Origin of the sequence: Pseudomonas sp. TH39(2020) (assembly GCF_016650715.1) — a bacterium.
Lineage (GTDB): Bacteria > Pseudomonadota > Gammaproteobacteria > Pseudomonadales > Pseudomonadaceae > Aquipseudomonas > Aquipseudomonas mandelii_C.
Genome location: NZ_JAEKFF010000007.1, coordinates 795629 through 815575 on the forward strand (window position 1 = coordinate 795629; position 19947 = coordinate 815575).

The following is a 19947-nucleotide window of genomic DNA, read 5'->3' on the forward strand; positions in this document are numbered from 1 at the left end:
TCCATGTGCGAGCTCTACGTCAAAGCCGATCCGATTCTCTACGAATCGCGCTCCCGCTCGCTGCGCATCTGCGGGGTGGTCACCACCCTGCGGCTGGAGAATCAGTTCTGGGACATCCTCAGCGAAATCGCCGAGGTCGACGGCATGACCACCAACCAGTTGATCGCCAAGCTGTATGAAGAGGTGATGAACTACCGCGGCGAGGTGGTGAATTTTGCCTCGTTTTTGCGGGTCAGTTGTATGCGCTATTTGAGTCAGCGGCGGGTGCAGGCACCGGAGTTATCAGTGGTGCGTGCGGCGGTGAAGTAGGTGATTTTGCGCTGACCTTACCGGCCTCATCGCGAGCAGGCTCGCTCCCACAATGGATCGATGTACACAATTCCCCTGTGGGAGCGAGCCTGCTCGCGATGAGGCCCGGACAGGCGACAGATGTCCCAGCCTGGTCTTTACTCTGAGGCGCGAAACCTCTCAATTGCCAAGGAGAAAGAGCATGTCTGGATGGTATGAAGTGAACAAAAGCAGCAATGGTCAATTCAAGTTCGTCCTGAAGGCCGCCAACGCGCAAACCATTCTGACCAGCGAGCTGTACACCACCCGCGCTGCCGCCGACAAAGGCATCATGTCGGTTCAGAGCAACAGCCCGAAGGATGAACGCTACGAGAAGAAAACCACCAAGGATGGTCATCCTTACTTCAACCTCAAGGCTGGTAACCACGAGATCATCGGTAGCAGCGAGGCTTACACCTCCGCTGCCGCGCTGGAGAAAGGCATCGCCAGCGTAAAAGCCAACGGGCCGACCACGGTGATCAAGGACAAGACCTTGCCGGTGCTCTAAACACACCGACGATCTAATGTGGGAGCGGCGGTGCGACGATTCGACTTGCCCGCGAAGGCGTCAGCCGCGTCGCCGCCTAAACCTCGACCGGCACCGTCAGCTTCGGGCTACCCAACGCATGGGTCTTCGAATCAAAAAACCGCAACTCACTCCCGGTTCCTTCAAACACCTTCGCGTAATGCCGCTTCTGGTGCTGAATGAATGCCTTGCTGCGCGGATAAATCGAGATCGCCACCCTTTGCGGTTTCGCCTGGCGCAAGGCGTGAATGATGTGGCTGTCCTGCTCACCCAGGGCATGGCCAAACAGGCACAACCCGTCGCCATGGCCAAGTAACTGGTCGTAGCAGAACGACAGATAGTCCGAGCTGCGAATGGTTTTGAGCTTGTCCTGCGCCGGACCTTCATTGACGAACAGCGGCACGTCGTCGAGGGTCTTGATTGTGTTGTTGATCGCGAAACTGCCGAGCAACGTGCCCTCGGTCGACATCAGTTTGCGCGCCGTGCCGTCCTGATTACGCACCAGATGCAACCCGCCATGCAGGTAAAGCAGCCGGGTTTTATCGGTCGTCGTGGCGCTCAGATCAAAGCTTGATTCTGCACCCTGAAACAGGTCGCTGATCACATCAGGCTGGTGCTGGATCGCCCAGTAGCTGAGCAGATCGTAGTTGGTGGTGAACACAGTCCGGTAGCGGCCCAGTTCCTGATTGATCGTCGTCAGCGTCGAAGGCACCACCAGCCGCCATGGGATGTGCACCGCGTGCACAGTGTTGATCAGCGCTTCCTTGATCGCGTAGTAACGATTGCGCGGCGCGGCGGAACTCACGGCCAGGGCCTTGTTGACCCGGCTGGTGGTTTTCAGCGCGCTGAGCACTTGCTCGAAGCTGCGCGTCTGCAGGGCGTCAAACACGCTCAGCTCGGACTGGCTCAGGGGTTTTTCTTCGACGGTACGGGCGTTTTCGAACAGCGAGTCGTAGCCGAAGTCGTCCCACACGGCGCGGCTGGCGCCGTTGCCCACCAGCAGGCCGCTGAACGAGGCGGTGGCGCGCAAGGCGTTCCAGTCTTCAAGTTGGGCATCAACATCCTGGAAATCGGTCATTGCGGTCAAAGTCTCAAAGCAAAGGGGCTGATGGGCGGCGACTTTATCACGACCAAGACTTGAGCCAGATCAAGTTACTTCATGACCGATAGGTCGATTCTGTGGGCCCCGCCAGATCGGCGCTGCCGATTCGGCCTCAGCCAGGAGACTCGCTCATGAGCAGCACGTTTTTCATCCCCGCCGTAAACATCATGGGCATCGGTTGCCTGGACGAAGCCATGGACGCCATTCGCAAGTATGGTTTTCGCAAGGCGCTGATCGTCACCGACGCCGGGCTGGCCAAGGCTGGCGTGGCGAAGATGATTGCCGAGAAACTGGCGATGCAGGACATCGATTCGGTGATTTTCGACGGCGCCAAGCCTAACCCGAGCATCGCCAACGTCGAGAGCGGTCTGGGTCTGCTGAAGGAAACCCGCTGTGATTTCGTGGTGTCCCTGGGCGGCGGTTCGCCCCATGACTGCGCCAAAGGCATCGCGTTATGCGCGACCAATGGTGGGCAGATTCGCGATTACGAAGGCGTCGATCAATCCACCCAGCCGCAACTGCCGCTGATCGCCATCAACACCACCGCCGGCACCGCCAGCGAGATGACCCGTTTCTGCATCATCACCGACGAATCCCGTCACGTAAAAATGGCCATTGTCGATCGCAATGTCACGCCGCTGCTGTCGGTCAACGACCCGGCGCTGATGGTTGCCATGCCCAAGGGCCTGACGGCAGCCACCGGCATGGACGCGTTGACCCACGCCATCGAAGCCTACGTTTCCACGGCGGCCAATCCGATCACTGATGCCTGCGCACTGAAGGCGATCACGTTGATCAGCAACAACCTGCGCCTGGCCGTCCGCGACGGCAGTGACATGGCTGCGCGGGAAAACATGGCTTATGCACAGTTCCTCGCCGGCATGGCGTTCAATAACGCATCCCTGGGTTTTGTCCACGCCATGGCTCACCAGTTGGGCGGTTTCTACGACTTGCCGCATGGTGTGTGCAACGCGGTCCTGCTGCCCCACGTACAAAGCTTTAACGCCCTGGTTTGCGCCGATCGCCTCACCGATGTCGCCCTTGCGATGGGCGTCGATGTTCACGGTTTCACCCCGGAAGCGGGCGCCCAGGCGGCCATCGTGGCGATCCGCAGCCTGTCCAAAGACGTGGAAATTCCCGCCGGTTTGCGTGAGCTCGGCGCCAAGCTCAACGACATCCCGACCCTCGCCAGCAATGCCTTGAAAGATGCGTGTGGCGTGACCAATCCTCGCGTGGCGGATCAGCGCCAGATCGAGGAGATTTTCCGCAGCGCTTTTTAGGAGATTTTTCGACCGGGCGCGAGCATTACGCAGAGCATCGCGCCCAACGCCAGCAAGGTACACAACAGTGACAACGGCCATGCTTGTGGGCTCGCGATCAAACTGGCGATCCCGCCGATAACGGCAGCCATCAGCTGATGAATGAAACCGCTCAACGCCATCGCATACGCACCGCCAACCGGCGAACCGTCATTGGCCAGGGACAGGCTGATCGGATAAGTCAAAGACTGGCCGAACACCGCTACGCAATAGGGCAGCCAGAACAGCAGCGCCACTGAAGTGCCCGCCAGACTCCCCAGCAACATTACCGCGCTGCCAGCCAGCACCAGCCCCACACCCGCCGTTATCAACCCGCGTTGACCGGTGCGAAGTACAAAGCCATTGACCGCCAAAGCCCCCAGAAAATACGCCGCGCTGATTGGCCAGCCCAATAACCCGTATTCCACGGCCGACCAGTTGAACGGTCCTTGCAGAATCAGCGGCGCAGCGGTGTTGAACGCCACAATCACCCCGTACCCAAGGCCGCCGGTGAGGGCCGGCAACAGAAAGGCTCTATGACGCAAAATGCGCCAGTAGCTCGGCCAGGCGGATGACGGGGCATTCTCCTCGGTCAGCATCGGGAATGTCACCCGGGCCACGACCAGCCCCACCATCAGACTCACACCCCCCAACAGGTAGAAAATCGCCGGCCAGCCCAGCGCCACCTGGATGATCGACCCCAGGTATTGGCCGATCCCCAGCGCCACCACAAAGGAAATCGAAATCCAGGACAACGCCTTGGCCAGCAGGTCGCCGCGGAAACTGTCGCGGATCAGCACCCGGGCCATGACCGAAATGCCGCTGGCGCCAATGCCCTGAACCAGTCGAAACGCCAGGAACGATTCAAGCGACTGGCTCAGGGGCAGGGCCAGATTGCCCAGCCCGTAGATGCCCAGCGCGGCGAGCAGCACCGGTTTGCGACCGATGCGCTGGCCCAGGCTGCCCCAGAACAACATCGGCAGCGCCATGCCGATCAGATACACCGCCAGCCCCCAGGAAACCTGCGAGGCGTCGGCGGACAGATCCCGGGCAATCTCCGGCAGCGCCGGCAGGTAAATGCTCATGCCCAACTGGGCGAGGAAAACCGTGCAGCAGGTGACGAGGAGGGTGGTGCTGCTCTTCATTGAATCTTCCCTGGTTTCAGTTCAACAGCCGATTTCCCGGCCTTGAGTGCGTAAAAGCTCGGTAATCAATTCACAAAAGTGGCGGATCAGCGTCGGCTCCATGTCAGCGCGCAGGGTGATTCTGATGGCTGCCTTGTCTTGTGCGACCACCGGGAAAAACACGGCCGAGGTGAAGAAGCCGTGATTGGCCAGTTCCATGGCGATGCTGTTGGCCAGCGCTGCTTCGCCGCAGTTGACCAGTCGAATCGCCATGTTGCTGTTGTGTTGGTCGGTGCGTATGAGGCTGTCGAACAGGCGGATATTAACCTGAAGTTTTTCCTGCAACGCGGCAAATTCCAGCGTGCGATGAAGCTGGATGGACGCTATACCCGCGCCAATGGCTGCACTGTTCAGGCATTGCGACCAATTGCTGGGGCCGCCGTAGCGCGCAATGAGCTTCTTCTGCCGTTCATTGCCCAGCATCACCAGACCACCGCTGGCGCCAAACGACTTGGCCAGCGAGGCGACGATCAGGCAGTCATCCTCCAGGGCATGCATCCTGGGGCGCACGAGGCCAGCGCCCATTGTTCCGACGGCGGACAGCGCGTGGGAATCGTCCAGATAGAGAAACAACCCATAGCGGTCCTTCAGGTACAAAAGACTGTCCATGTCTGCGACCCCGCCCATGCTGTAGGCGCTGTCCGCGACATAGGCGACAGTGCGGTGTTGCTGGCACTGCTTCTCGAGAAAATCCATGTCGTTATGAGGACAGGTCACGACTGTGGTTTCATCAGCGCAGGCGGCTTTGAGGTGACTCATCGAGTAATGCGCCAACCGGTCAAAGACCATCACGGGAGGGCGGTTTTCCGTGAACACACCGCTGGCCAGCAACGGCAGGATTCCGGCACTCGCCGCGCTGCACGACAAGGTGCTCAGGCAACTGGCGCCGAACAACTCGGACAGTTCGGTTTCGTACTGTTCCAGAATGGCCAGCTTGCAGCGGTTCTTTGAGTTGGCGACGCGAAGGGTGCCGGTTTCCCACAGTGTATTCATGGCGCCGTCGAGAATGTCGGGATGGTGATCCAGGCCCAGGTACGAGGTCGTGCAGAAATGATGAAACGCGCGCCCGTGCTGATCGAGCATTCGGTTGGCACTTTTGATTTCGACGTTAAGCCCGGAAATTTTCCCGGCTTCAGCGCTCTCCCAATCGTGATCGGCCAACGCGATGACTTTGCGGTAGTTGGTGTAGCGGTTTGCCGCCTGTGCTGTCTGGTCCATATGAAAATGACTTTCCTTGAGTGAAACGATCCATGGGTTTGTTGCAATTCGTGTGTGTTTCCAGACTTTACAGAGCGCGGCGAAGGCTTTGAATCGGCTGTTTCCGGTACGGCTGAGTGTTACAAGAGATTTATGTGTAGGACGACGCCTCGTGATGTTGTGGGCCAAATGCTTTGTCGAGTCGCGTGGAAACCGGGCTATCCTGCCGACTCAGCCGAACAGAAGTCATTGAGCCCTCCATGCTGCAAAAAAGCCTGATCCGCCGCCTCGACCTGATCACTCTCCAACTGTTTGTCGCCGTTCATGAGGAGGGCACGCTGACCCGTGCCGCCGCGCGTGAAGCCATCGCTGTGTCGGCGGCCAGCAAGCGGCTGATGGAGTTGGAAGAAGCGCTGGGCATCAGCCTGTTCGTGCGCCAGGCCAAGGGCATGACCCTGACGCCGGCCGGGGAAACCTTGTTGCACCATGCTCGGCAGATGCTGTTCAACGTCGAGAAAATGGGGCTCGAACTGGGCGAACACAGCCACGGTATCCGCGGCTATGTGCGAATGCTCGCCAACCTGTCGGCGATCATTCAGTTTCTGCCCGAAGACCTGCGGGACTTTTCCGAGCGTCATCCTCAGGTCAAGACCGACCTCGAAGAACGCCCCAGCAGCGGGGTGATTCAGGGTGTGCTGGATGGCGTGGCGGACCTTGGGATCTGCTCCAGTGACAGCGACGTCAAAGGTCTGCACAGCGTGCTTTATCGACAGGACAAACTGATGGTGTTGATGCTGCCCGATCATCCGTTGGCGAGTCGTTCCAGTCTGGCCTTCGCCGATACGCTGGACAGCGATTACGTCGGTCTGCATTCCGCCAGTTCGATCAATATGCGTACCCACGCGGCCGCGCGCGAGGCCGGCAAAGTGCTGCGGCTGCGGATTCATGTCCCGGGTTTCGATGCCATGTGCCGGATGGTCCAGGCCAACATGGGCATCGGCATCCTGCCGCAAAAAGCCTATGAGCTGTTTGGTCGGGCGTTGGGCTTGCATGCGGTGCCGTTGATGGATGACTGGTCGGACCGCGCGTTGGTTCTGGTGGTGCGCGATGAAGCGGCGCTGTCGCCGGTGAGCCGGATGTTGTTCGAGCAGTTGCGCGGGCAGGTCTGAGAGATGTGTTGGCAGGGCCGGCCTCTTCGCGAGCAGGCTGACCTGAGGTCGCGGTAATCTCAGAGCGTTCGCGTTTCGCGAACGCTCGTTGCCAACTGAAGGTTGGATTCCTTCACCCGTGGTCCTCTAGCCTTGGCACCTATTCCAAGAACAACATGAGGTACCCCGCGATGACTGCCCCCTTGAGTGCAATCAAAGTGATCGAGATTGGCACACTGATCGCCGCGCCGTTCGCCGCACGCATGCTCGCCGAGTTCGGTGCCGACGTGATCAAGATCGAAGCCATGGGTCAGGGCGACCCGCTGCGCAAATGGCGCAAGCTGCACGAAGGCACGTCGCTGTGGTGGTACCTGCAATCGCGAAACAAGAAGTCCCTGGCGCTGAACCTGAAATCCCCCGAAGGTATTGAACTGGTCAAGCAACTGGCGACCAGCGCCGACGTGTTGATCGAAAACCTGCGTCCCGGCGCTCTGGAAAAACTCGGCTTGGGCTGGGACGTGTTGCACGCCCTCAACCCTAACCTGACGCTGGTGCGTATTTCCGGTTATGGCCAGACCGGCCCGTACCGTGATCGTCCGGGTTTTGGTGCGATCGGCGAGGCCATGGGCGGGATCCGCTACACCACCGGCACGCCCGGTTCGCCCCCGGCTCGGGTGGGCGTCAGCCTCGGCGATTCCCTGGCTTCTCTGCATGCGGTGATCGGTGCCTTGATGTCGCTGCTGCGGGTCAAGACCGGGCAGGGCGGTGGGCAAGTGGTCGATGTGTCCCTGGCCGAAAGTGTGTTCAACGTCATGGAAAGCCTGGTGCCGGAATACGACATGCTCGGCCATGTTCGTGAGCGCAGCGGTGGGGCCTTGCCGGGCATCGCGCCCTCCAACACCTATCTGACGGCCGATGGCGCCTACGTGGTGATCGCCGGCAACAGCGACCCGATCTACAAGCGCTTGATGGACGTGATCGGTCGTCGTGATCTGGCCGACGCGCCGGAGTTTGCCCATAACGACGGGCGTGCCGCCAAGAGCAACGTGCTCGACGCGGCGATTACTCACTGGACCAGCAGGCTGCCGATCGACGATGTGTTGTCGGCACTGGAAGCGGCCGAAGTCCCGGCCGGGCGCATCTATTCAGTCGCCGACATCGTCGCCGATCCGCACTATCAGGCGCGGGACATGCTGCTCAACGCCGACCTGCCTGGCGGCGTTACGGTGAAGATGCCCGGCATTGTGCCGAAAATGTCCGAGACGCCCGGTGGCGTGAACTGGTCCGGACCTACGTTGGGCCAGCACACCGACGGCATCCTCGCGGGACTGGGCCTTACAGGTTCGGACATCGAACGGCTGAAAGCTCAAGGGGTGGTGCAATGATCACTGATTTTTCCGAGACCCTGATTGTTCAGGAAGTCTCCCCCGCGACGGCTTGCAGATCGAGCCGACCTGGGTCGAAACCGTCGACAAGATTGCCTTGATCGATCAGCTGTCGCTGGCTGGTTTCAGCCGCATCGAAGCAGGCTCGTTCGTTTCGCCCAAGGCGATTCCGGCGCTGCGCGATGGTGAACTGGTGTTCAAGGGCATCACCCGGCAACCGGGGGTGATTTACGTCGCGCTGATCCCCAACCTGAAAGGCGCGCAACGGGCGCTGGCGACGAGGGCCGACGAGTTGAATCTGGTGATGTCCGCCAGCCAGACCCACAACCTGGCCAACATGCGCATGCGTTGCGAAACCTCATTGGCGGCATTCGGCGAGATCGTGCAATACGTTCGCGGGACGACGGTGCGACTCAACGCCAGCATCGCCACCACCTTCGGCTGCCCGTTTGAAGGCAAGATCGATGAGGATCGCGTACTGCAAATCGTCGAGGCTTATCAGGAACTCGGGATCCAGGGCATTACCCTGGCCGACACCACCGGCATGGCCAATCCGCGGCAGGTTGATCGTCTGGTGCGGCGGGTCTTGCAGCGCGTTTCACCCACGGACTTGACCCTGCATTTCCACAACACTCGCGGGCTCGGTCTGTGCAACGTGCTGGCCGCCTACGAAGCCGGTGCCCGTCGTTTCGACGCGGCACTGGGCGGGCTCGGCGGTTGCCCATTCGCGCCGGGCGCCTCGGGTAATATTTGCACCGAAGACCTGGTTAACCTGTGCGATGAGATCGGCATTCACACCGGCATCGATCTGCCGCTGTTGCTGCAATTGTCGCGAGGATTACCCGCACTGCTGGGCCACGAAGTGCCCGGTCAACTGGCCAAGGCCGGACGCAATTGTGATTTGCATCCAAGCCCTTCCTGACCCCACCGAAGAACCCCTGTGGGAGCGAGCCTGCTCGCGAAAGCGGTCTGGCATTCAGCATTGTCGGTGACTGACACACCGCCTTCGCGAGCAGGCTCGCTCCCACAGTAAAAGCTTTTCCAGCCTATCAACCAGACAACAAAAACAATCGGACACCCACGGGCAGTCCGCCTGGAGAACCATCATGAGCCTTAATGTACTGGAGGCGGGCGCGAGCTCGTCCGTTAGCCACGACGAAGAAAAAGCCCTGGTCAGCAAAGTCGCCTGGCGCCTGATGCCGTTGATCATGGTCTGCTACCTGTTCGCGTTTTTCGACCGCATCAACATCAGCTTTGCCAAGTTCCAGCTGCAGACCGACCTGAGCCTGAGCGACACCGCTTACGGCCTCGGCGCCGGGTTGTTCGTGGTCGGTTACGTGATTTTCGAAGTGCCGAGCAACATGATGCTGTACAAGGTCGGCGCCCGACGCTGGATCGCCCGGATCATGATGTCCTGGGGCCTCGCTACTGCGGCCATGGTCTTCGTCAATAGCGAATGGCAGTTCTACGCGCTGCGCTTTGTGATTGGCGCGATGGAGGCCGGTTTTGCGCCGGGAGTCCTGTATTACCTGACGCTGTGGTTCCCGCAGCACTATCGCGGGCGCATCACGTCGATGTTGTTTCTGTCGTCGGCGTTTGCCGGTCTGGTCGGCGCACCGTTCTCCGGGCTGGTGCTTCAACACCTCGACGGCTTCCTCGATATGCGCGGCTGGCACTGGCTGTTTCTGCTGGGCGGTGTGCCTTGCATCGGCCTTGGCTTACTGGTGCTGACGTTGCTCAAGGACCGCATCGAAGACGCCCATTGGCTGACGCCATCCGAGAAAACGCTGCTGGCCAGCCGTATCGCTCACCATGAACCGCACAAGAGTGGCGGCTCGTTGCTCGCCGCACTGCGGATTCCGGGTTTCCTGACTCTCGGGCTGATCTACTTCCTGATTCAGGTGGCGTCCTACGGCTTGAACTTCTGGGCCCCGCAACTGATCCGCAGTGCCGGCACCGAAAGCCCGGTGATGATTGGTTTGCTGACCGCCATCCCTTACATCTGCGGCGCCATCTGCATGGTGGTGATCGGACGGTTGTCCGACTCGACCGGTGAACGACGCAAGTTTGTCGCAGGTTTGGTCGCGGTGGGCGCGGTGGGGTTCTTCTGTGCGGGGATCTTCGCTAACCACACGACCTTCCTGATTGTCGCGCTGGGCTTGCTTGGTGCCGGGATCATCGCGTCTATCCCAAGCTTCTGGACCCTGCCGCCGAAACTGCTGGCCGGTGCTGGTGCAGGGGCTGCTGGCGGGATTGCGGTGATCAACACCCTTGGCCAGTTCGGCGGCATTGTCAGCCCGGTGATGGTAGGGCGGATCAAAGACCTGACCGGTAGTACCACGCCGGCACTGTATGTCATCGGCGTCGCTGCGCTGATCGCCGTCGCGCTGCTGATGTGGGGGTTGCCGCAGAAGCTGCGCACGCTCGACAAGTTTTAAAAAATCGCAGCCTTCGGCAGCTCCTACCTGGGACCACGCATCCCTGTAGGAGCTGCCGGAGGCTGCGATCTTTTGTTTTTCAAGAGGCTGCAATCAGCGCTTTGGCCGGTGTAGCGCTGAACTGAATCAACACCACTCCCGCCACTAGCAACAAAGCGCCAACCCCCCGCGACACGGTCATCTGCCGCTCGACCAATCCAAACATTCCGAAGTGATCCAGCGCCAGCGACGCAACCACTTGCCCGGCCAGCGCCAACGCCATAAACCCCGACGCCCCGAGCTTGGGCAACAGCATCAGCGCCAACGAAATGAAACACAGATGAATCTCCAACAGGTTTTGCTGGACTCTAGAGTATTCGTCACGCAGATTTAAATTCCAAATTTCTATCCAGAACATGCAGCAGATGAATGATCTTCGTCGCGTCGACCTCAACTTGCTAGTGATCCTCGACGCCTTGCTCAGCGAGCAACACGTGACCCGTGCCGCCGAGCGCCTGCACCTGAGTCAGCCGGCCGTCAGTCATGCCTTGGCGCGATTGCGTGATCTGCTCGGCGATCCTTTGCTGGTCCGGGCGGGCGCCAGCCTCGTGCCAACCCCGCGAGCCCTGGAGTTGATGGCTCCGTTGGCCGAAGCCCTTGCTCAAGTGCAATCGCTGCTGGCACCGAATACCTTCGATCCGGCCACCGCCAAGCGCACGTTTCGACTGGCAATGTCCGACTATGGCGCTGCAATCGTCCTGCCGGGGTTGATACGGACCTTGCGCCGGGAAGCGCCGGTCATCGATCTGCAAATCAGCCATGCCAGTCGCGAAGGCATGCTCGAGGGGGTGCTCAACGGCGACATCGACGTGGCGGCAGGCGTCTTTCCAGAGTTGCCGAACGAGTTGCGCAGCACCCCGCTGTTCGAAGAGCACTACGCTTGTCTGGTCGACCGCAACAGCCTGCCCGCCGATGGCGTGCTCGACCTGCCGACCTACCTCGCCCGCCCCCACATCCTGCTGGAAATGCGCGGCAGTGGCACCCCGGAAATCGAACGGGCTCTCACAGCCCTGCGAGAACGCCGTCGTGTGGCGATCAGCCTGCCGCACTGGAGCGTCGCCCCGGAGTTCATCAGCGGCACCGACCTGATCCTCACCGTCGCTTCCCGAGGGTTGCTCAATATCGATGAGCAGTCGTTGATCGTGGTTCCGCCCCCGTTTCATATTCCGTCGTTTACGTTTGTGTTGGTTTGGCACAAGCGGCGGGGAGGGGATCAGGCGTTGAATTGGTTGAATGGACGGATCGAGGAGGGGATAGTGCGCGGCTGAAACTGTCTGGGTTTTTGAGGTAAACAAGGAGCAGGGCATGACATTGAAGTCTGGGTTGATGGGGAGTTTGGCTGCGTGCAGCCTGATAATGACGGCCCAAGTGTTCGCCGAATGTGCGTCACCGCCGTTGAGTGACGAATTCGGTTTTTCCGTTTGTAAGGACTGGCCCGCTTATCCCGGCCTAACTCTGACTGCCACTTCGCAGCACGAAGCGAATCCGTCTTTCGATAGTTCGGGTAGTGACGGAATCTATGACCTCAGCCTTGCGGTCGTGTCGGGCAGTGATTTGAAACCTCTGGCGTCCTTCCATCAGGCGTCTGCCTTCGTGTCTGATGCATTTGGTATTGAAGACCTGCAACTGGATACCGCTCGCTACACACTCACGCCAGAACTGCGAGCCTTTGGCGTACGGATCAGATTCAGCGGTTCTTCTCGCGCCAATCCCATGGCTGAAACCTGGCTGTCGCTCTATGTAAAAGAAGGCAACAAGTTGCGCCCGATCCTGGACAGGCTCATCACGGAAGCGGAAAGCGGCGAATGGGATACCAATTGTGCTGGTGAGCGCTACAACACCGTTCGAACCGTCGAGATCGGCAAAACCAGCTCACATGGATTTGCGGATTTGATCGTCAAATCGGTGGCCACCCGTATTATCGGGAAAGGCGAGGGGGAGGCTTGTGAATCCAGATCAATCACCGCCAAACCCGTTCTGACGACACTCCGATACAACGGCAAAGCCTATGTCCTTCCACAAGGGTTCAAGGGCGTTTAAGTACTACGAGCGATTTGTGATGATCAGGGAAGACTATGACTACTATCAGGAAACTGCTGAGCTCAATTGCCGTACTCGGCCTCATCATTGCTGCCGGCCAGGCTCAAGCGGGTTGCGAAGATGAGGCGCCATTCGGCCAGCGTTCATTCACGCTGTGCAAGTTTTGGCCGGCTTATGACGACCTGACGATTGTTGCCACATCGACGTTTACCCCGGACTTCGTAGATGCAGGCAATGACGGCGGGAATGTCGATCTGGAGTTGTCGCTCATCCATTCATCCAATTCGAAGCGCCTGGCCAACTATCGAAAAAAAGACGCCTATTATTCGGACGCTGTGGCGTATGAAGGGCTGACCATTGATACGGCAAGGTACAAGCTGAACACTGACGAGCGTGCGTTTGGCATTCGTTCGAAATTTGCGCATGAGTCCAGTGTCAGCCCCTATTCGAAAACAGAACTGGCCCTGTATCTCAAGGATGGAAGTGTTCTACGCCCGGTGCTGGAAGGGCTGGTGGTCGACAGCAGCAATGGCGAGTGGGACGGCAATTGCGCAGGAGAGGGCGCGCGGACGCAGCGAACGGTCGGTATCGCCCCGTCGATGCAAAACGGGTTCGCGGACCTCATTGTCAGCTCCACTGTGACGCTGACGAAAAGCTTCAAGGTCGGCGAACTGTGCGATGGCGAATCCAAAAAATTGAAGACAACCCAAGTCACTCTCCGCTATGACGGTAAGCAATACGTCGTACCAGAAGCACTTAGAAGTTAATCGGTCGGCAACGGCCCTATGTGGGAATGAAGTTCTTCGACGATCAGTCAGTCGGGCCGCGGGGACCTGAGATAGACTTGCGTGCATTCACCCCGGCTCAACAGGACGTCCAATGACCCCATCGCTGCTAATGGCTGTTCTCGCCTCTGGCTTTATCTACGGCATCACGCCGGGGCCGGGTGTGTTGGCGGTGTTCGGCATCGGTGCGGCGCGTGGTCGGAGGGCCGGGGCGGGGTTTCTCTGCGGGCATTTGCTGGGGGATGTGGTCTGGTGCAGCACTGCGTTAATCGCGATTGTCGGTGCGCGGGAAATCGGCAGTACCGCATTCGATGTGCTGGGAGTACTCAGTGGGCTGTACCTGTTCTGGCTCGGTCTGCGCGCGGTTCGCGCTCGTCGCAGCAGTGACGAAGCCCCTCAAGGCCCGGCGCGGCAGCCGTTCTGGCACGGTATTCTGTTTGGCCTGACCAATCCGAAGGCTTACCCGGTGGCGGTAGCGACTTTTACGGCGCTGCTGTCCAGCCGTGCCGAATTGCTGCACTGGTCGATGCTGCCGTGGCTGATTGTCCTGAGCTTCGTCGGTGGCCTTTTGGCCTACGCTATCCTCATTGGGATCGTTGGTGCGCGACAGGTCCGTACCTTGTATCAACGCCATGAACTGGCGATTACCCGGCTGTGTGGGGTGATGTTTATCGGATTCGCCATCAATGCCCTGGCGCATGCATTACCGGGGCTGGTGACGAACAAGGCGTGAGGCTGATTGCAAGGAGGCGTCAGTTGTACTGATGGGGCAGGGAAGATTCTTTATTGCTGCATTGGCCGGGCACGCTCACCGCACTATGGCAACCAGAAATTCCGCGCCGTTGGCGAGCTTCATCGATCTCTTGCTGGACGCCGTCTGTGCGGTCGACAAACAAGGTCGCTTCGTATTTGTCAGCGCGGCCTGCGAGCGTATTTTCGGTTATACCCCCGAAGAGCTGATCGGCCAGTCGATGATCGATCTGGTGCACCCCGCCGATCGTCAGCGCACCCTCGATGCCGCGCAGGAGATCATGGGCGGCGACCCCAAGCTCAATTTCGAAAACCGCTACCTGCGCAAAGATGGCCGAGTGGTGCACATTCTCTGGTCGGCGCGCTGGTCGGAGGTCGACCAACTGCGAATCGCCGTGGCGCGCGACATCACTGAACGCAAGCAGGCCGAATCCCGGCAAGCGGCGTTGTATGCGATTTCCGAAGCCGCCCACGCGGCGGAAGATTTACTGGCGCTGTTCAAACGCGTCCATTTGATCATCGGTGAATGGCTGCCGGCGCTGAATTTCTCCGTGGCGTTGTATGACGAACACTGTGCACAGCTGAGTTTCCCCTATCACGTCAACGACCATGAGCAGCAACCCGAGCAGCCCGGAACGATCACCGGACGTCTCTGCGCCGAGGTGATTCGCAGCGGCCAGCCGATTCTGCTGACCCCGGATCAGGACAATCCACTGGCAGGGTTTGAGGCGCTGGTCGCGGGCCGGCATTCACCTTGCTGGCTGGGTGTGCCGTTGAGTTCACAAAACGGCACCATCGGTGCGCTGATTGTTAAAAGCGTGCCCGGTGGTGAGCGCTACACCGAGCAGGACAAGGAACTGCTGCAATACGTTTGCGCCCAGGTCGCCACAGCGATTGAGCGCAAGCAATTGCATGCCAGACTGCAGCGCATGGCCCAGTACGACCAACTGACTCAGCTGCCCAACCGAGAGTTACTCCGTGACCGGTTTAAAGATTCTCTGACGCTGGCGCGGGCGGACTCCGGCCGAATGGCACTGCTGTACGTCGACCTCGACCGCTTCAAGCAAGTCAACGACACCCACGGTCATGCGGTCGGCGACATGCTGCTGCAGGCTGTCGCCAATCGTCTCAAAGGCTGCGTGCGAGAAACCGACACGGTGGCGCGCATCGGCGGTGATGAGTTTGTAGTGTTGTTGCACAGCATCCACGCTTCGGAAGACGCCGACAGCGTAGCGGGAAAAATCCGACAGGTTTTGGCTCAGCCCCTGCGTCTGGACGGCCACAGCCTGATCATCCAGACGAGTATCGGCGTTGCGCGATACCCCGACGACGGCACTGAAGAAAAGCAGTTGTTCCGGCATGCCGATGAGGCCATGTACGCCGTCAAGCGCCAACATCATCAACGCCTCGGGACCTGAAAAATCTGCCACCGTTCGTCGCGGCGATTTCAACTTTTCTAAACCTTTGCGGTGATCGAAATTCTGATTCTATGCGGGCTCCTGCTCGCCGCGATCATCACCAAGAGGTAGAGAATCATGCCTAATTCAAGAAACTCGAACTCGGGAAACTTCGCCAACGATCGAACGAAGGCGTCTGAAGCGGGTCGCAAAGGTGGGAAAACTACCACCACGACCGTCGATAAAGACCCTGCGAAACCCGATATGGGCCGCAAAGGTGGTCAGAAATCGAAGTAGCGGTGAAGGTAGTTTTGATTGAGAGGCGGGAGCGTAAGCTCCCGTTTGAATTTTTTAGGAGGAGGGCGCGACCATGAGCCGGATGGCCACCCGATTACGCAATGCCAGTTTTGCTACGTTACTGGGCCTGTTTGCCTGCAGTGCCTTTGCCCAGTCCCCCGCCGAATTCATTAACGATGCGTCGGCCAAAGGCATGGCCGATATCGAAGCCAGCCGCCTGGCGCACCAGAAAACCGAATCCAAAGAGGTCAAGGACTACACCATTGTCGTCATCAACGACCGCACCACCGCCAACCAGCATCTGGCAAAAATCGCCAAGCAGCTGGATTTGCCGGTGGCCCCGCGCGAAGAGGTAGTCGATAAAGCCAAAGCCTTGATGCCGCAAGTGCAGGACGGCGCCAGCTTCGACCAGGCCTACGCGGCCAGTCAGGTGAAAACCACCCAGGAAGCCATCGAACAGCTTCAACAGGCAGCGCAGACCACCGACGTGCCTGAAATCAAAGCCTTCGCCGAAGAAACCCTGCCAAAATTGCAGAGCCATCTGCAAATGGCCAAGGCGCTGCAAGCCAGTCGCTAACCCACGAAGTACGCGGGTGACCTCGGGCCACCCGCGATGATCCCGATCAGCATTCATTCAAATCCTGCTTACCTTTTTCCTGGACGACGGTACCGTCCAGAGAAATCGTTTCGCCCTCGCCAAGTTGCCGATACTGCTTTCTCAGCGCTTCCAACTGCTTGAGGTCCAGCGCCTCAAGCCCCAGCATCGCGTTCTGCGCCTCCTTCGTCACCCGCAGCAACTCATCGACCTTCAAATGCAAAATGTCCGTATCGCGGTTCTGGGTGTTCTGGATCAGGAACACCATCAGGAAGGTGATGATGGTGGTCGACGTATTGATGATCAGTTGCCAAGTGTCGTTGAAGTGAAAAATCGGCCCACTCAGACCCCACAGAAAAATCAGAATGATCGCCCCCATGAACGTCTTGGGGCTGCCCGCCCACAGGGCAAGTTTCTGAGCGACTTTTGCGAATTTCATAGCCGTGTTCCTTATAGGGATGCGCCTGATTTTCAGACAGCGACGGCGTGTTGGAAATTCTAATTACATTTCCATATTCAATAAAAAAACCGGCCCTTGAGGCCGGTTTTTTTGGATTTCTGTTCACTCCGCCAACTTCACGTCCACCGTCCAACTGAAGTACCCCAATGCCTCGCAGCTTTTATTGATCAGCATGAATTTCAGTTCGCACGCCGCTACCCCAGCCGCCAATTGCGTGCAGTGCCAATAATGATCATCGGCCGTGTGGCTGCCCGGTTGGGTCGGGTTTTCGGGATCGGGTGCGGGGACTGTCAGGTTTGCGTGGACCACCAGTTCAGGCGGTGAAAGTACCCCGGCATCACCTACAGACATCTCGTAGAACACTACGCTGTGTTCGGCGAGCAAGCTGACGGTCCTGCCACGGATATGGAAGTTCTTTCCGTTATTTGCGGCAAGCGTCATTAAGCTGTCATTAATTGTACTTTGTGTGAGATTTGTATCGCTGATGGAAAAGATTAAACCTTCCTCAATCCCGGTCGGATTTTTCGGCTCAAGACTGGGTTGCGGATAGCGTGAAAGCAGTGATTCGGCATCGACGATCAGTAGCACATTATTGGCTGGCGCAATACTCGCCGAGGGGAAGGCAATCGGTTCGGAAGTCATCATGGATTCCTTTCATGATGTTGATTCAAGACGGCAGCCGCATCGGTTCAAGCAAGACATCCCGTCCCGGCCGAAGCGGCAACGAACTCGGCAGGCCCCTCGTCGCCAAGGGGCCTGGTCATCGTCAGTTACGGATGGTAATGAACGGATCCCACGAGCAGCAGCCTACGATCTTGCAGTCGCGATCAACGATCAGGAAGTGGAAGTGGTAGGTCACGCTACCGCACGAAAGTGTTTCTGAAGACCAGTAATGGTTGTCGACTTTCTGGCAGCTCGGTACCGACGGGTTGCTGGTGTTGGGAACGGCAACGCACGCTGTAGCCTTGCGGGGCGTGGGTGTGGAGATCAACTCGTTGCCGACATTGCCGATGAACTTGTAGAAAATCACTGCAGTCTCGAAGCTCTGCGACAGGCTGGTTTCACGCCAGCGAATCAAGTCGCCTACCTGGGCTTTCAAGTTAAGTTCGCCACCGGCCTGGCCGCTGACCACGTTGTTCTGATTGGTCACCATGTACACATGATTGACGTCGATTAACGTCGGCGAGGCAGGGTTTTTGCTGATGTTCGGGTAGTTTTTCAGAATGGTTTCAGTGTCGATTGAAACAAGTACATCCGTGACTCGAGACATAGTAAAGCTCCTTGTTCATAGTGAATGCCTGGCATCTTCCAGGCACAACAACGCTTGCTTGCCTTACGGCCGTTGCGAACACACTACGGGCGGAACCCACCTGTCACGGGCATGAGCTGGCCTTGCTCCTTGCGTGCAAACTAACGGGTTCGGGTTCCTTCCGACGGGCCGCGATTGGACTATAGATGTGAATTTTAGGCTGTCAAAATTGCTTGGCTTCTAGTTCGACGAACGGTCGGTTTGGTTATGACTTCAGAAGATTTTGCGATAAAAAATGCTCATTCAAATTCTCGTTGTTATGTCGGTGCCAAGTCATACAAGTTCAGGTAATAGACAGATACGACCTGCTACAAGATCAATTAGCCAAGCAGGAGCGTGGCTGGAAAAGGGGGGATTTTTGCTGATTCACTCAATGCGGCGGTCAAGCCTGAGGAGGCAGCATGTGGTTACGTTATATGGCGTTATTGGCGGTGATGTTCGCAGCGTCCGGCTGTGTGCAGGAGCGGGTCGTTCATGAGCGGCGTCCGGTGCAGCATGAGTACGTTGAAGTCATTGCACCGCAGCCGCCACCGGAACGCGTAATCGAAGTAGAGCCTGTGGCGCGTCCGGGGTACGTCTGGTCCCGAGGATACTGGCGTTGGGAAGGTGGGCGTTATGTCGCTGTTCATGGCCACTGGGTACCGGAACGACCGGGCTATCGTTATGTGCATCCCCACTGGGAGCAGCGTAATAATGGCTGGTATTGGCAACGAGGGGGCTGGGTCAACTGACATCTTTCGCCATAGGTCGGATAGGGCAGAGCACATCGGTCGGCGTATCGTAGCGGACTGTTATCTGCCCTGCCCATGACAACGCACCGACAGGAGAACGCAATGAGTTGGTCCGCCAAACAATACGTCGCTTTTGAAGATGAACGCACACGTCCCGCCCGTGACCTGCTGGCCGCAATCCCTGCTGTAGACGCGCGCTCGGCAATCGACATCGGTTGCGGCCCCGGTAATTCCACCGAGTTGCTGGTTGAGCGCTTCGCCAATGCCGCGGTGCGTGGCCTGGACAGTTCGACCGATATGATCGAGGCCGCCCGCAAGCGCTTGCCGCAGGTGCAATTCGATACGGCTGATATTGATACCTGGAATGAAAACGGCCCGTTCGATGTGATTTTCGCCAACGCGGTGTTGCAGTGGTTACCTGATCACGCGAAGTTGCTGCCTGCACTGGCGAGCAAGCTGGCGCCTGGTGGCAGCCTGGCGATCCAGATGCCGGACAATCTCAACGAACCTTCGCATCGCTTGATGCGCGAAGTTGCAGCCGATGGTCCATGGGTAGGCAAACTGGCGGGCGCCGCCGGGCAGCGGACGGAGATGGCAGATGCCAGTGGTTATTACTCGATGCTGCGAGCCCACTGTTCCCGTGTCGATGTGTGGCGCACGACTTACCATCATCCACTTGCTGGCGGCGCGTCTGGTGTGGTCGAGTGGTTCAAGGGCAGCGGATTGCGGCCGTTTCTTGATCCGCTGGATGAGGCGGAGCGGGCGCAGTATCTCAAGCAGTATCAGGCCGCGATCGAGCTGGCCTATCCGCAGTTGACCGATGGTTCAGTGCTGCTGCCGTTCCCACGGTTGTTTATCGTTGCGACGCGCTGATGCATTAATGAAAAAGGGACAGATTCCGCTCTTTTCGTCTGTCCCTTTCGCGTACCAATGGCCGAG

Annotated in this window: 21 protein-coding genes and 2 pseudogenes; 16 read left to right on the forward strand and 7 right to left on the reverse strand. The window is 58.7% G+C overall.

The genetic code is table 11. The features are described from left to right. Positions 1-3: 3 nt before the first annotated feature. Both JFU47_RS24075 and JFU47_RS24080 read left to right on the forward strand, forming a co-directional pair. Positions 4-309 (forward strand): ribbon-helix-helix domain-containing protein, encoded by a 306-nt coding sequence (locus tag JFU47_RS24075; RefSeq protein ID WP_201186101.1) that lies wholly within the window; start codon positions 4-6, stop codon positions 307-309. A 181-nt stretch (positions 310-490) separates the two neighbouring features. Then, positions 491-835, forward strand: coding sequence for a YegP family protein (locus JFU47_RS24080; protein WP_201186104.1), 345 nt, complete (start codon positions 491-493; stop codon positions 833-835). Positions 836-911: 76 nt separating this feature from the next. On the opposite strand, the gene JFU47_RS24085 is transcribed toward JFU47_RS24080, so the two are convergent. Beyond that, complete coding sequence (locus JFU47_RS24085) at positions 912-1931, reverse strand: DUF4917 family protein (RefSeq protein ID WP_201186106.1); 1020 nt, start codon at positions 1929-1931, stop codon at positions 912-914. A gap of 155 nt (positions 1932-2086) precedes the next feature. Between JFU47_RS24085 and yiaY the strand changes: the two genes are divergently transcribed. Further along, entirely contained in the window at positions 2087-3235 is a 1149-nt protein-coding gene (gene yiaY, locus JFU47_RS24090; protein ID WP_201186108.1) for an L-threonine dehydrogenase, read from the forward strand. On the opposite strand, the gene JFU47_RS24095 is transcribed toward yiaY, so the two are convergent. Both JFU47_RS24095 and JFU47_RS24100 read right to left on the reverse strand, forming a co-directional pair. Next, positions 3232-4398: an MFS transporter gene (locus JFU47_RS24095; protein ID WP_201186110.1), complete on the reverse strand. Its 1167-nt coding sequence runs from the start codon at positions 4396-4398 to the stop codon at positions 3232-3234. The genes yiaY and JFU47_RS24095 overlap by 4 nt on opposite strands. A gap of 21 nt (positions 4399-4419) precedes the next feature. After that, entirely contained in the window at positions 4420-5655 is a 1236-nt protein-coding gene (locus JFU47_RS24100) for an aminotransferase class I/II-fold pyridoxal phosphate-dependent enzyme (RefSeq protein ID WP_201186118.1), read from the reverse strand. A gap of 239 nt (positions 5656-5894) precedes the next feature. On the opposite strand from JFU47_RS24100, the gene JFU47_RS24105 reads away from it, so the two are divergent. From JFU47_RS24105 to JFU47_RS24120, 4 genes and pseudogenes are all read left to right on the forward strand, one after another. After that, the gene (locus tag JFU47_RS24105; protein ID WP_140677461.1) at positions 5895-6803 is read left to right on the forward strand and encodes a LysR family transcriptional regulator; all 909 of its coding nucleotides are present in this window, start codon (positions 5895-5897) and stop codon (positions 6801-6803) included. Between the two features lie 170 nt (positions 6804-6973). Beyond that, on the forward strand, positions 6974-8167 hold the full coding sequence (locus JFU47_RS24110) for a CaiB/BaiF CoA transferase family protein (RefSeq protein WP_201186120.1): 1194 nt from the start codon (positions 6974-6976) through the stop codon (positions 8165-8167). Continuing rightward, positions 8164-9089 (forward strand): annotated as a pseudogene (locus tag JFU47_RS24115) (hydroxymethylglutaryl-CoA lyase). The gene JFU47_RS24110 and the pseudogene JFU47_RS24115 overlap by 4 nt, the downstream one beginning before the upstream one ends. A gap of 184 nt (positions 9090-9273) precedes the next feature. Beyond that, positions 9274-10605 carry an MFS transporter gene (locus tag JFU47_RS24120; RefSeq protein ID WP_201186122.1) on the forward strand — a complete coding sequence of 444 codons (1332 nt, stop codon included), beginning with the start codon at positions 9274-9276 and terminating at the stop codon, positions 10603-10605. 79 nt (positions 10606-10684) lie between these two features. Here the strand turns inward: JFU47_RS24120 and JFU47_RS24125 are convergent. Next, positions 10685-10924, reverse strand: a pseudogene (locus JFU47_RS24125) (DMT family transporter); the annotation flags it as partial. A 76-nt stretch (positions 10925-11000) separates the two neighbouring features. On the opposite strand from JFU47_RS24125, the gene JFU47_RS24130 reads away from it, so the two are divergent. The 7 genes from JFU47_RS24130 (at position 11001) to JFU47_RS24160 (ending at position 16490) form a co-directional block, all read left to right on the forward strand. Further along, on the forward strand, positions 11001-11912 hold the full coding sequence (locus tag JFU47_RS24130) for a LysR substrate-binding domain-containing protein (RefSeq protein ID WP_201186124.1): 912 nt from the start codon (positions 11001-11003) through the stop codon (positions 11910-11912). Between the two features lie 37 nt (positions 11913-11949). After that, positions 11950-12684, forward strand: coding sequence for a hypothetical protein (locus JFU47_RS24135; protein WP_201186126.1), 735 nt, complete (start codon positions 11950-11952; stop codon positions 12682-12684). A gap of 35 nt (positions 12685-12719) precedes the next feature. Then, complete coding sequence (locus tag JFU47_RS24140; protein WP_201186128.1) at positions 12720-13451, forward strand: hypothetical protein; 732 nt, start codon at positions 12720-12722, stop codon at positions 13449-13451. Between the two features lie 112 nt (positions 13452-13563). Then, positions 13564-14202 (forward strand): LysE family translocator, encoded by a 639-nt coding sequence (locus JFU47_RS24145; protein WP_123366824.1) that lies wholly within the window; start codon positions 13564-13566, stop codon positions 14200-14202. 85 nt (positions 14203-14287) lie between these two features. Next, positions 14288-15637 (forward strand): sensor domain-containing protein, encoded by a 1350-nt coding sequence (locus JFU47_RS24150; RefSeq protein WP_201186135.1) that lies wholly within the window; start codon positions 14288-14290, stop codon positions 15635-15637. A 117-nt stretch (positions 15638-15754) separates the two neighbouring features. After that, positions 15755-15913, forward strand: coding sequence for a KGG domain-containing protein (locus tag JFU47_RS24155; RefSeq protein WP_010462447.1), 159 nt, complete (start codon positions 15755-15757; stop codon positions 15911-15913). Positions 15914-15986: 73 nt separating this feature from the next. After that, positions 15987-16490, forward strand: a complete 504-nt coding sequence (locus JFU47_RS24160; RefSeq protein ID WP_140677450.1) for a DUF4142 domain-containing protein — start codon at positions 15987-15989, stop codon at positions 16488-16490. Positions 16491-16536: 46 nt separating this feature from the next. Here the strand turns inward: JFU47_RS24160 and JFU47_RS24165 are convergent, their stop codons facing one another. From JFU47_RS24165 to JFU47_RS24175, 3 genes are all read right to left on the reverse strand, one after another. Continuing rightward, the gene (locus JFU47_RS24165) at positions 16537-16947 is read right to left on the reverse strand and encodes a low affinity iron permease family protein (protein WP_008152989.1); all 411 of its coding nucleotides are present in this window, start codon (positions 16945-16947) and stop codon (positions 16537-16539) included. Positions 16948-17070: 123 nt separating this feature from the next. Beyond that, positions 17071-17610: an AidA/PixA family protein gene (locus JFU47_RS24170; RefSeq protein ID WP_201186137.1), complete on the reverse strand. Its 540-nt coding sequence runs from the start codon at positions 17608-17610 to the stop codon at positions 17071-17073. A gap of 124 nt (positions 17611-17734) precedes the next feature. Next, positions 17735-18238 carry an inclusion body family protein gene (locus tag JFU47_RS24175; RefSeq protein WP_046046162.1) on the reverse strand — a complete coding sequence of 168 codons (504 nt, stop codon included), beginning with the start codon at positions 18236-18238 and terminating at the stop codon, positions 17735-17737. A gap of 440 nt (positions 18239-18678) precedes the next feature. Between JFU47_RS24175 and JFU47_RS24180 the strand changes: the two genes are divergently transcribed. Both JFU47_RS24180 and tam read left to right on the forward strand, forming a co-directional pair. Continuing rightward, entirely contained in the window at positions 18679-19008 is a 330-nt protein-coding gene (locus JFU47_RS24180) for a YXWGXW repeat-containing protein (protein ID WP_082555838.1), read from the forward strand. Between the two features lie 102 nt (positions 19009-19110). After that, the gene (gene tam / locus JFU47_RS24185) at positions 19111-19881 is read left to right on the forward strand and encodes a trans-aconitate 2-methyltransferase (RefSeq protein WP_201186139.1); all 771 of its coding nucleotides are present in this window, start codon (positions 19111-19113) and stop codon (positions 19879-19881) included. Positions 19882-19947: the final 66 nt, after the last annotated feature.